We start from the raw sequence: 11,211 nt of genomic DNA, 5'->3' as shown, positions 1-11,211 counted from the left end.
GGCCCGCCTGCACCGATCCTCCCATGGCCGGGCCGTCGCCCGGTCACGGGTCCAGTCGGCGGACTCCCCGCCCGTATCCGTCCCGGCCCGTACGCGACCCTGCCCCATCCGGTGCCCGCGACCGGGGCCGGAGCCCTGCGGTGTGCTCCAATGCGGTGGGCAGTGGAGGCCGGAGCGGCCCGGTGCACGGGCTGTCGGAGAGGCGGAGAGTACGTGGAAGTGGATCTGGGAGGCGGCGCCGGTGTGGACCTGGCGGCGGGCCCCGATGGAGTACGGCTCACCGCACGGCCGCCGGCTGCGGAGACCGTGCTGCGCCTCTCCCCCGCGCAGGCCAGAGCGCTGGCGGCGGCCCTGGTGCGGGCGGCCGGCGAGGCGGAGCACGCCCAGCCCGCGGAGCTCGTCACGGTGGAGGCACGGGATCTGCGCCGCGGCGACGTCAGGGACAGCGACCGCTCCATGACGGTGGAACGCGTGAGGGCCCAGGGCGACAGCGTCCAGGTCACCTGGGTGTCCGGAACGGGCCGCAGCTGGACCCAGGACTACGCGGCCGGTGCCGGCATCGGCCTCCGGCACCGCGCCTGACCCGTGGCGCCGCGGGCCCGGAATCCCCGCCGCCCCGGCACCTGTGTTCAGCGCGCCGCGAGCGCCCGCTCCCCCGCTTCCCGCATGGCCGGCAGCGGCGCCGGTGTGCGGCCCGTCATCTGCTCGACCTGGAGCACGGCCTGGTGCACCAGCAGGTCGAGGCCTCCGACCACAGCTCCGCCGCGGCCCTGCCAGGCGGTGGCGAGGGGGGTCGGCCACGGCTCGTACAGCACGTCGAAGAGAGTTCCCGGATTCCCGGGCACGGCCTCCGCGAGCGCGTCGGTGGCGCCGGCCGGAGTGGTCGCGATGACCAGCGGCGCGTCGAATCCTCGCGCCGCGTCCTCCCAGCCGGCGATGCGTACGTCGACGCCCAGCCGCTCGCCCCAGCCCCGCATCTCCTCGGCACGGGCGGCGCTTCGTACGTAGGCGGTGACCGGCCCCGTACAGATGAGGGAGAGGGCCGCGAGCGCGGACGACGCAGTGGCGCCGGCACCCAGCACAGCGGCGGACCCGACCTTCTCCACCCCGCGTTCACGCAGGGCGGAGGCCATCCCGGGGATGTCGGTGTTGTCTCCCACCCGGCGGCCGTCGGCGGTGAACACCACCGTGTTGACGGCCTCGACCGCGGCCGCCGTCGCACTCACCTCGTCGAGCAGCGGGATGACCGCCCGTTTGAGCGGCATGGTCAGTGAGAGGCCGGCCCACGATGCGCCCAGCCCGTCGACGAAACCGGGGAGAGCCGCCTCGTCCACCTCGAAACGGTCGTACGACCAGTTGTCGAGACCGAGCTCCCGGTACGCGGCACGGTGCAGCACCGGGGAGAGCGAGTGCGCGATGGGCGAACCGAGAACGGCCGCCCTGCGGGCCTCAGTCACTGTTCTGGTTGTCATCGAACTGCTTCTTCAACTTCATGAACTCCGCATACGTCTTGGTGAATCCGGTCTTGTGCCCGTCGACCGAGACGAAGTAGAGATAACCGTCCTTCGTCGGATTCAGGGCCGCGGCGAGAGCGTCATTGCCCGGAGTTCCGATAGGACCCGGCGGAAGGCCCTTCTGCGTATAGGTGTTGTACGGATCCGTATTCTTGTGGATCTCCGCCTCACCGATATTGATCTTGCTCTGACCCTTGAGATAATTGTAGGTCGAGTCGAACTGGAGCAACTGATTGGTCTGCGTATTGCCGGCCTTCAGCCGGTTGTAGATGACTTCCGCCATTCGACGGAAGTCATCGTGGGTCTTCCCCTCGGCCTGGACGAGGCTCGCGACGGTGACCACCTGGAAAGGACTCTTGAGCCCCAGGCGCCTCGCCGCCGCGGCGAGATCCTCGTCGCCGTACGCCTTGTCCGCCTGACCGACCATCTTCTTGAGGAGGTCCTCCGGCTTCATCCCCTTGGCGATGGGGTAGCTCGCCGGGGCCAGGAAGCCCTCCAGCGGGTCCTTGACGTTCTTGTGCCCCTTGGCCCAGTCCGGCAGCCCCAGCTTGCCGGACTCCGACTTGGCGATACCGGCGGTCGTACCGGCCTTCAGTTCGAGCCGCTTGTCGATGGCCGTGTACACGGTGGCGTTCCGCCAGCCCGGCGGGACCATGAGGAAGTTGAGGCTGTTCGGGTCCACCATCGCGGTGACCGCGTTCGCCGCGGACATCTCCTGGTTGAGGCTGTAGACCCCGGCCTGGAGCGACTTGCCCTTCGGGTTCTTGCCCGCTGCCGTGACGAAGGCCTGGACGCTCTTGACGACGCCCTTCTCCTTCAGCAGACGGCCGATCCCTCCGAGCCCGGTGCCCTGGGGGACCTCCACCTCGACGGGCGAGGTGCCCGTCCCCGTGAAGTCGGGCGGCGGCGCGTAACGGGACTGGTAGAAGCCGTAACCCACATAGCCCACACCGGCAAGGCCCGCGACCATGACCAGGGAGACCGCGAAACACGCGCAGCCGTTGCGCCGCTTGGGCTTTCTGGACTTGCCCCGCCGGTCGCGCGCACCCTCGCCCGTCTCACCCGGGTCGTCGTCGTAGCCGTCCTCGTCGCCGCCGGCCGGGCCGTCGCCACCAATGAAGAAAGGATGCGTCTCCGGTTCGGGCTCGGCCTCCGCGGGCGCCTCCTGACGCCAGTCGTCCCGCCTGCCGGGGGGCTGGGGCGGCGGATAGGCGTCGGGTGTCCGGTAGAAGTCCGGGTTCTCCCCGTTGGGGGACACCGGCTGTCCGCCGTACGGCGTATGCGGGTCCGCCCCGTACGCCACGGAGGGCTGCGGCCCGCTCTCCCAGCCGGTGTTCTGCTGCGGCTGGGTCTGCTGCGGATACGTGGTGTGCCCGTAGGGCTGCTGGTACTGGTCCTGCTCGAACCGGGCGTTCCCGTTCTGCGGGTACTGCTGCTGGTGCGGGTCCTGCTGGTACGGCTGCTGATGACGGCCGTACTGGTCGTACAGGGGCTGGTCGTACTGGGGCTGGTCGTACTGGCCCTGGCCGTACGGGGCCTGCTGCGGGCCGGCCTGGTTCTGGATCCCGCCGTACTGCTGCGGGTCCTGGGGGTACTGCCCCTGCTGCTGCGAGTACTGATGCTGGTACGGGTCCTGCGGCCGGGTGTACACCGGGTTGCCGTACTGGTCGTACTGCTGCCCCTCGGCATACTGCTGCGCCCGGCCGTCGTACGGCGTCTGACCGGAGGCGTCCTGCTGACCTCCCCGCCCCTGGTCCCCGTACAACGGGTCCTCGGGATGCCACGGTTCGGAGCCCTCGCCCCGGCCATACTCAGTCATCGGTCCCCTAGAGCCGCGAGGCCTCCGGACGGTCCGCCTCTTGTGCTGTGCGGCAGCTGTTCGAAAACCGCCGCATGGCGCGGAACGCTACCGTATCGCGGTCAGACAACCACTTCGACGCTCTCACCTGGAGCAACGCCTGACGCCCGTTCGGACTCCAGTGCATTCTGCAGGATGACGACAGCCGCCGCCTGGTCGATGACAGAACGACCCTTTTTGGACTTTACGCCGGAGGCCCGCAAACTCTGGCCCGCCGTCACTGTGGTCATCCTCTCGTCGAGCAATCGCACCGGAATGGGTGCGATACCACGAGCGAGTTCCTGAGTGAATCCGCGGACCTTGACGGCCGCCGGCCCCTCTCCGCCATTGAGGGACCGGGGAAGCCCCACCACGACCTCAATCGGTTCGTACTCGGCGACCAACTGCCCCAACCTCCGGTGGGCGGCCGGGACATCACGTCCGGGCACGGTCTCCACCGGTGTGGCGAGGACCCCGTCGGGGTCGCACGAGGCGACCCCGATCCGGGCGTCCCCGACATCGATCGCCAGCCGACGGCCGCGTCGCATCAGGCGGTCTCTCCCACCAGGCGCTCGACAGCGGCCACGGCGTCACCGATGGCGTCCGGGTTCTGACCGCCGCCCTGCGCGACGTCCGGCTTGCCGCCACCGCCACCGCCGAGCGTCTTGGCCGCGGCCCTGACCAGCTCGCCGGCCTTGAGCCCGCGTCCGCGGGCGGCCTCGTTGGTGGCGATGACCGTCAGCGGGCGGCCGTTGGCCGTGGTGAAGAGAGCCACCACGGCGGGACGGTCACCCGGGATGCGGCCGCGCACGTCGAGCACGAGCCTGCGCAGGTCGTCGGCGCCCGTACCGTCGGGAACCTGGCCGGTCACCACGGCGACACCTCGTACGTCCTTGGCCCCGGAGGCGAGGCCGGCGGCGGCCTGGAGAACCTTCTCCGCGCGGAACTTGTCGATTTCCTTCTCGGCGTCCCTGAGCTTGGAGAGCATGCCCGAGATCTTCTCCGGGAGCTCGTCGGAGCGGCCCTTGACCAGCTCCTGGAGCTGGGCGACGACCGTGTGCTCCCTGGCCAGGAAGTTGTACGCGTCGACGCCGACCAGAGCCTCGATCCGGCGCACACCGGAGCCGATCGACGACTCGCCGAGCAGCTTCACCAGCCCCAGCTGGGCGGTGTTGCGGACATGTGTTCCGCCGCACAGCTCCTTGGAGAAGTCGCCGATGGTGACGACACGGACGCGCTCGCCGTACTTCTCGCCGAACTCCGCGATGGCGCCCTGCTTCTTGGCGTCGTCGATGGACATGACCTCGGCGTGGACGTCGAGTTCATGGGAGAGAACGTCGTTGATCTTCTGCTCGACGTCGGTGAGGACCGTGCCGGGTACGGCGTTGGGCGAACCGAAGTCGAAGCGGAAGCGGCCGGGCGAGTTCTCCGAACCGGCCTGGGCGGCCGTCGGGCCGAGAGCGTCGCGCAGCGCCTGGTGGGTCAGGTGGGTGGCGCTGTGGGCGCGGGCGATGGCCCGGCGGCGGCGCTGGTCGATGGCGGCGTACGCGGCGGCGCCGACCGTCACTTCCCCGACCTGGACCGAGCCCTTGTGCACGGAGACACCGGGGACCGGCTGCTGGACGTCCCGGACTTCCACGACGGCACCCGAGGCGAGCCTGATCCGGCCGGTGTCGGCGAGCTGGCCGCCGCCCTCGGCGTAGAACGGGGTCCGGTCGAGGACGATCTCGACCTCGTCCCCCTCGGTGGCGGCGGGCGAGGGCACCCCGTCGACGAGCAGGCCGACGATGGTCGACTCGCCCTCGGTGGTGGTGTATCCGGTGAACTCGGTGGCGCCCGAGGCGTCGGCGACCGCCCGGTAGGCGGAGAGGTCGGCGTGCCCGGTCTTCTTGGACCTGGCGTCGGCCTTGGCGCGCTCGCGCTGCTCCTTCATCAACCGCCGGAAGCCGTCCTCGTCCACCGAGACGCCCTGCTCGGCGGCCATCTCCAGGGTGAGGTCGATCGGGAAGCCCCACGTGTCGTGGAGCAGGAAGGCCTTCTCGCCGGCGAGGACCCGGCCGCCGGCGGACTTCGTCTCGCTGACGGCGGTGTCGAGGATGTTCGTACCGGCCTTCAGCGTCTTGACGAAGGCGGCCTCCTCGGCGAGGGCGACGGTCTCGATGCGCTTGCGGTCGGTGATGAGCTCCGGGTACTGGCGGCCCATGGTGTTGATCACCACGTCCACCAGCTCGGCGACGACCGGTCCGGTGGCGCCCAGGAGCCGCATGTTGCGGATGGCCCGGCGCATGATGCGGCGCAGGACGTAACCGCGGCCCTCGTTGCCCGGGGTCACGCCGTCGCCGATGAGCATCACGGACGTGCGCATGTGGTCGGTGACGACCCGCAGCGAGACGTCCGAGCCCTCGGCCCGGCCGTAACTGACGCCGGTCAGCTCGGTGGCCTTGTCGATGACGATCTGGGAGGTGTCGATCTCGTAGAGGTTCGGCACGTCCTGGAGGATCATCGCCAGGCGCTCCAGGCCGAGTCCGGTGTCGATGTTCTTCGACGGCAGGTCGCCGAGGATCGGGAAGTCCTCCTTCCCGTCTCCGGCGCCACGCTCGAACTGCATGAAGACCAGGTTCCAGATCTCCACGTACCGCTCGTCGTTGACGGCGGGGCCGCCTTCGACGCCGAAGGCGGGACCCCGGTCATAGTTGATCTCGGAACACGGGCCGCAGGGCCCTGGGACGCCCATGGACCAGAAGTTGTCCTTCTTGCCCAGCCGCTGGATGCGCTCGGCGGGCACGCCGACCTTCTCGCGCCAGATCTGCTCGGCCTCGTCGTCGTCGAGGTAGACGGTGATCCAGAGCTTCTCGGGCTCCAGGCCGTAGCCGCCGTCCGCCGCGGAGCTGGTGAGCAGCTCCCAGGCGTACATGATGGCGCCTTCCTTGAAGTAGTCACCGAAGGAGAAGTTCCCGCACATCTGGAAGAACGTGCCGTGCCGGGTGGTCTTGCCGACCTCTTCGATGTCCGGTGTGCGCACGCACTTCTGCACGCTGGTGGCGCGCGGGGCGGGGGGCTTGGCCTCGCCGAGAAAGTACGGCTTGAACGGGACCATGCCCGCGGGCACAAGCAGCAGAGTCGGGTCGTCCGCGATGAGCGACGCCGAAGGGACGACGGTGTGCCCGCGCTCCTCGAAGAAGCTCAGCCAGCGGCGGCGAATTTCAGCCGACTCCATCAGTGGTCCTCATTCCGGTTGTGCGAATGCTTGGTGTATTCGATGGCAGCGGGACGCCGCCGCGCGGGGAGCCCTGCCGGGTCGGGCGCGGTCTGGATCCCCAGCGCCTCCCCCAGCTCCGACTCGCGCTGGACCATGCCGGCCCGGACGTCGACTGCGAAGTCCTTCAGCCGGTGGCCCGCGTCGACGGCCTTGTTCGCCGCCTGCGCCGCGAGGCTCTCGGGGCTCAGCTGCTTGATCTTGCGATTGACCTTGGTGGTGGCCCACACACCGGCTGCGGCGCCCGTGGCGAACCAGAATGTACGGCGGAACATTGCAGCCTCAGCCCTTCCGCTTCCTACGCCGTGCGGCAGGCACCGTACGTCCGACGATCACCGGGCGGCGCGGGCTCTCCGGCCCGGCGTCCGCCTTGCGGCCGAGAGCCTGGCGTACGCCGTAGCCGAAGGCCGCGACCTTCACCAGCGGTCCGCCGAACGTCGATGCGACAGTCGTGGAGAGCGCCGACGCGTTGGAGGTGACCTCCTGGACGTCGGTCGCGATGGCGTCCACCCGCTCCAGCTGGGTCTGCGCCGACCGGACGGCCGTCGAGGCGTCGGCGAGCAGTGGCACGGCCTGGTCCGTCACATCCGCCACGAGCTTGGTGGTCGTCCTGAGCGTCTGGGCCAGTCTCACCAGCACCACGGCGAGGAAGGAGACCAGGATCGCCCAGAAGACCGCCACCAGGATGCCGGCCACCTCTCCACCGGACACGTTGCACCGCTCTCTGGTCGTCGGAAGTCACGTCGTTGGTCACGTCGATTGTGGTTCCCGAGCCTATCGCGCCGGGACTCGGCCCCTGTACCGGATAACCGCTGTGCGCGCCGGGAGTTCCGGCATCGGATTGTACGTACTGCTCACCTCCGCGTACTCTCCGTGTTCTATGCGACACGACTCGACCGGCCATCGGACCGTCCCCGGCAGCCTCCCCGCGGAACTCAACCGGTTCGTGGGACGCAAGGCCGAACGGGCCGAGCTGGAGAGGCTTCTCGGATCGTCCAGGCTGGTCACCGTGGTGGGGCCCGGCGGGGTGGGCAAGACCCGCCTGGCGACGCACGTTGCCGGAACACTGCAGGAACGGTTCTGCGGCGGGGTGTGGCTGGCCGACCTGTCGGCGTTGCGCGATCCGGAGCTGGTGGAGCACGCCCTGGTCGAGTCGCTGGGACTGACGGACCACACCAGCAGGCCGCCGCGCGAGGCGCTCACCCGGCATCTCGCCGAGCGGGAACTGCTGCTCGTGGTCGACGGTTTCGAGTTCCTCGTCGATGCGTGCGCGGGACTGCTCCTCGCTCTGCTGCGCGGCGCCCCGGGGCTGCGGGTGATCGCGGCGGGCAGGCGGCCGCTGGAGATCGAGGGTGAGCTGACTCTGGCGCTCGCCCCGATGCGGGACCGCGACGCAGTCCGGCTCTTCACCGACCGTGCTTCAGCGGCCCGGCCCGGGTTCCGGCTCGCGCCGGGCGACGAGGCGCAGGTCACGGAGTTGTGCCGGCGGCTGGACGGAATCCCGCTCGCGCTCGAACTGGCCGCGGGGCGGACACGGGCCCTCTCGGTCGAGCAGTTGCTGGCCAGGCTCGACGACCGGTTCCGGCTGCTGGCCGGTGGCGGCAGGGGCACGCCGCCGCGCCACCGGACGCTGCGCACGGCGATCGGCTGGAGCCATGAACTGTGCGCCCCGGAACAGCGGTTGCTCTGGGCGCGGCTCTCCGTGTTCCCGGGGCAGTTCGACCTGGAGGCGGCCGAGTACATCTGCGGCAGTCCCGATCTGCCGTCCGACGGCATCCTGGAGGTACTGGACGAGCTGCTGGCGCAGTCGGTACTGGTACGGGAGGACACCCCGGCGGGCGTCCGCTTCCGGATGCTGGACACGATCCGGGAGTACGGGGCGCAGTGGCTCGACGCGACCGGCGACAGTGAGCGGCTCGGGCGGCGCCACCGCGACTGGTACCTGGGACTCGCCACCTGGTGCGAGCTGGACTGGTTCAGCCCGCGGCAGGCCGGGATCGCGGCGCGGGTGGACAGTGAACTGCCCAATCTGCGGGGCGCCCTGGAGTTCTCGATGGCCCACCCGGAGGACGTGCATCTCGCGCAGTACCTGGCCGGGACGCTCTGGTTCTACTGGGCGGGCTGCGGCCGTCTCGCCGAGGGGCGGCACTGGCTGGACCACGCGCTGGAGGCGGAGAGCGGGCACGACAGCGCACGGCTGAAGGCGCTGTGGGTGCTGGGGTACGTGGCGGTGCTGCAGGGGGACGCGGTCGCCGCGGTGGCGGCGCTCCAGGAGTGCCACGAGGCGGCGCAGCACACCGGTGACACCGTGGCGGCCGCGTACGCGCTGCACAGGACGGGGTGTCTGGCACTGGTCACCGACGACATGCCGCGCGCGGAGGAGCTGCTGCGCGAGGCGATCGGACAGTACCGCGAGATCGGCGAGCTCAACAGCAACGTACTGATGGGGCAGGTCGAGCTGGCGATGGCCGTCTGCTTCCGCGGCCGGCTCGCCGAGGCGGCCGCGATCTGCCAGGACGTCGTGGCGGTCTGCGAGGACCACGGGGAGCGCTGGGCGCGGGCGTACGCGCTGTATGTGCTGGCTTTCGAGGCCTGGTCCGACGGCCGGACCCCGCGTGCGCGTGAACTGCTGGCCGAATGCCTCACCACCAGCCACGGCTTCCACGACCAGCTGGGCACGGTGCTCGCCCTGGAGATGATGGCGCTGCTCACCCTGGAGGAGGGCGAGGCAGGGGAGGCCGCGCTGCTGCAGGGCGCGGCCGGGCGGCTCTGGACATCGGTGGGGCTGCCGCTCTTCGGCTCGGCGTACTACAACGCGCCGCATCTGCGGTGCGCGGAAGGGGCCCGCGAAAAGCTGGGGGCCGAGGCCTATGAGGGCTGCCTGGCCCGCGGCAGTCGGCTGGACCGGGACGCGGCGGTCGCGCGCGCCCTGCGCGGACCCGCGGCACGCGAAGACCCGCCGCCCCCCGCTCCGGGAGGAGCGAGGGGACGACGGGCCGAAGCGGTGAAGCGCGAGGTACGTCCGGATCAGCGGGCGTAGTACTCGACGACCAGCTGCTCGTCGCAGATGACCGGGATTTCCTTGCGGTTCGGGTCGCGGTCCAGGCGGAAGGCCAGGGCCTTCAGGTTCACCTGGAGGTAGCGCGGGGTCTCGCCGTCCGTGTCGTAGCCACCCTCACGGGCGACCTGGAAGGGGACCTTGTCGCGGCTGCGGTCACGGACCGAAACGACGTCGTCGGGACGGACACGGAACGACGGCTTGTCGACCTTGCCACCGTTGACCTGGATGTGGCCGTGGACGACCATCTGGCGGGCCTGGTAGATGGTCCGGGCGATGCCCGAACGCAGGACCAGCGCGTCGAGACGGCGCTCGAGCTCGACGACGAGCGCCTCGCCCGTCTTGCCTTCGGCCTTCTTGGCGCGGTCGTAGGCGCGGGCCATCTGGCGCTCGCTGATGTCGTACTGGGCGCGCAGACGCTGCTTCTCGAGCAGACGGACCTTGTAGTCCGAGTTCTGCTTGCGGCCACGGCCGTGCTCGCCCGGCGGGTACGGACGGGCCTCGAAGTACTTGACAGCCTTCGGCGTCAGCGCGATACCGAGCGCGCGTGACTTCTTGACCTTGGGACGCGACTGGTTAGGCACGTTCTCCAAACCTCCATGGTTGGGTTAGGTTAGGCTCACCTTACTCAAGGAGATCGCATGTCTCGTCCGGGGAACACCAGTCACATCACGGACAGCACAAAGAAGGCCGACGCTCTGGGCGTCGACGCGACGGAGGTCCGATCAGATCGTGGTCAGCCGCGTCCCAGCGGACTTGAAACCGCCCGGATGCCGTCAGCAGCCGAGCGCACACGAACTCTCGTACAGAGTACCTGCTCCGCGGTACTGCTGGTGACCGGGGTCGAGCGGGCCCTCACTGAACAGCTGGCCCCGCTCTCCCGCAGTACCGGCCCGGACGGGGAGCTGTACCTGGTCTTCCCCGCCGCGTCCCCGGCCGTCCGGGCTGCGACGCACGCGCAGGACGACGAGCTGGCCGCGGTGCTGGAGATCACAGATGTCGCTCCGGTCTCCGTGCCCCACCGGATCCGGGGCCGGGCCTGGGTCTCCGGCTGGCTCACCTCCGTGCCCGGCATGGCGGCCCCGGGCCACATGATGCTGCGCCTGGAGGTCGGGGAGGTGTACGTGGACGACCTCTGGGGGCACGGCAGCGCCGAGCCCGAGGAGTTCGCGGAGGCCGTGGCCGATCCGCTGGTCGCGCATGAGGCCGAGCTGCTCCAGCATCTGCACTCGGCCCACGGCAGCCAGGTGCGGGGACTGGCCGCGCTGCTCGGCGACCACGTCCCGGACGGGACCGAGGCCGTGCCGCTGGCGCTCGACCGGTTCGGACTGCGGGTGCGGTTCACCGGCGCGCGGTGCCTCGACGCGCGCTTCGACTTTCCCGAACCGGTGAGCGATGTGACCGGCCTGCGCCACGCCATGCACACGCTGTTCGACGCGACGGCCGGGTGAACTCGGCGCTGCCCGGAACCGGCGGCACCGGGCCGGGGCGGGACCGCCGCGGGACGGTGCCGGCTGCGCTGTCAGAAGCACAGCCGGAACCGCGG

Annotated in this window: 10 protein-coding genes; 3 read left to right on the top strand and 7 right to left on the bottom strand. The window is 70.3% G+C overall.

Features of this window, described 5'->3' with window-relative positions:
* The first annotated feature begins 213 nt into the window (after positions 1 to 213).
* Positions 214 to 582: a hypothetical protein gene (locus OG584_RS29630; protein ID WP_405782409.1), complete on the top strand. Its 369-nt coding sequence runs from the start codon at positions 214 to 216 to the stop codon at positions 580 to 582.
* 47 nt (positions 583 to 629) lie between these two features.
* On the opposite strand, the gene OG584_RS29625 is transcribed toward OG584_RS29630, so the two are convergent.
* The 6 genes from OG584_RS29625 to OG584_RS29600 all read right to left on the bottom strand — a co-directional run bounded on the left by OG584_RS29625 (position 630) and on the right by OG584_RS29600 (position 7,318).
* Positions 630 to 1,472, bottom strand: a complete 843-nt coding sequence (locus OG584_RS29625; protein WP_405782407.1) for a shikimate dehydrogenase — start codon at positions 1,470 to 1,472, stop codon at positions 630 to 632.
* A complete protein-coding gene (gene mltG / locus OG584_RS29620; RefSeq protein WP_405782405.1) occupies positions 1,450 to 3,333 on the bottom strand; it encodes an endolytic transglycosylase MltG in 1,884 nt (627 codons plus the stop codon). Before mltG ends, OG584_RS29625 begins: the two co-directional genes overlap by 23 nt.
* 101 nt (positions 3,334 to 3,434) lie before the next feature.
* Positions 3,435 to 3,899 (bottom strand): Holliday junction resolvase RuvX, encoded by a 465-nt coding sequence (gene ruvX, locus OG584_RS29615; RefSeq protein WP_405782403.1) that lies wholly within the window; start codon positions 3,897 to 3,899, stop codon positions 3,435 to 3,437.
* Positions 3,899 to 6,568 (bottom strand): alanine--tRNA ligase, encoded by a 2,670-nt coding sequence (alaS, locus tag OG584_RS29610; RefSeq protein ID WP_405782402.1) that lies wholly within the window; start codon positions 6,566 to 6,568, stop codon positions 3,899 to 3,901. Before alaS ends, ruvX begins: the two co-directional genes overlap by 1 nt.
* On the bottom strand, positions 6,568 to 6,882 hold the full coding sequence (locus tag OG584_RS29605; RefSeq protein ID WP_405782400.1) for a DUF6167 family protein: 315 nt from the start codon (positions 6,880 to 6,882) through the stop codon (positions 6,568 to 6,570). The genes alaS and OG584_RS29605 overlap by 1 nt, the downstream gene beginning before the upstream one ends.
* 7 nt (positions 6,883 to 6,889) lie before the next feature.
* Complete coding sequence (locus OG584_RS29600; protein ID WP_405782399.1) at positions 6,890 to 7,318, bottom strand: DUF948 domain-containing protein; 429 nt, start codon at positions 7,316 to 7,318, stop codon at positions 6,890 to 6,892.
* A 169-nt stretch (positions 7,319 to 7,487) separates the two neighbouring features.
* Here OG584_RS29600 and OG584_RS29595 point away from each other — a divergent pair, with 169 nt between their 5' ends.
* The gene (locus tag OG584_RS29595) at positions 7,488 to 9,647 is read left to right on the top strand and encodes an ATP-binding protein (protein ID WP_405782398.1); all 2,160 of its coding nucleotides are present in this window, start codon (positions 7,488 to 7,490) and stop codon (positions 9,645 to 9,647) included.
* On the opposite strand, the gene rpsD is transcribed toward OG584_RS29595, so the two are convergent.
* The gene (rpsD, locus tag OG584_RS29590; protein ID WP_328321682.1) at positions 9,635 to 10,249 is read right to left on the bottom strand and encodes a 30S ribosomal protein S4; all 615 of its coding nucleotides are present in this window, start codon (positions 10,247 to 10,249) and stop codon (positions 9,635 to 9,637) included. The two genes, OG584_RS29595 and rpsD, sit on opposite strands and share 13 nt — an antisense overlap.
* A gap of 186 nt (positions 10,250 to 10,435) precedes the next feature.
* On the opposite strand from rpsD, the gene OG584_RS29585 reads away from it, so the two are divergent.
* Complete coding sequence (locus OG584_RS29585) at positions 10,436 to 11,116, top strand: DUF2470 domain-containing protein (protein ID WP_405784342.1); 681 nt, start codon at positions 10,436 to 10,438, stop codon at positions 11,114 to 11,116.
* Positions 11,117 to 11,211 lie beyond the last annotated feature (95 nt).

The sequence above is a fragment of the Streptomyces sp. NBC_00859 genome (assembly GCF_045161865.1).
Classification (GTDB): Bacteria; Actinomycetota; Actinomycetes; order Streptomycetales; family Streptomycetaceae; genus Streptomyces.
Note: the sequence above shows the minus strand (reverse complement) of the source record. Positions and strands in the feature narration are given on the sequence as shown.

Coding starts and splice junctions, on each gene's coding strand:
- ruvX (WP_405782403.1), bottom strand. CDS start 3,899: ATGCGACGCGGCCGTCGGCTGGCGATCGATGTCGGGGACGCCCGGATC.
- alaS (WP_405782402.1), bottom strand. CDS start 6,568: ATGGAGTCGGCTGAAATTCGCCGCCGCTGGCTGAGCTTCTTCGAGGAG.
- OG584_RS29595 (WP_405782398.1), top strand. CDS start 7,488: ATGCGACACGACTCGACCGGCCATCGGACCGTCCCCGGCAGCCTCCCC.
- OG584_RS29585 (WP_405784342.1), top strand. CDS start 10,436: ATGCCGTCAGCAGCCGAGCGCACACGAACTCTCGTACAGAGTACCTGC.
- mltG (WP_405782405.1), bottom strand. CDS start 3,333: ATGACTGAGTATGGCCGGGGCGAGGGCTCCGAACCGTGGCATCCCGAG.
- OG584_RS29605 (WP_405782400.1), bottom strand. CDS start 6,882: ATGTTCCGCCGTACATTCTGGTTCGCCACGGGCGCCGCAGCCGGTGTG.
- OG584_RS29625 (WP_405782407.1), bottom strand. CDS start 1,472: ATGACAACCAGAACAGTGACTGAGGCCCGCAGGGCGGCCGTTCTCGGT.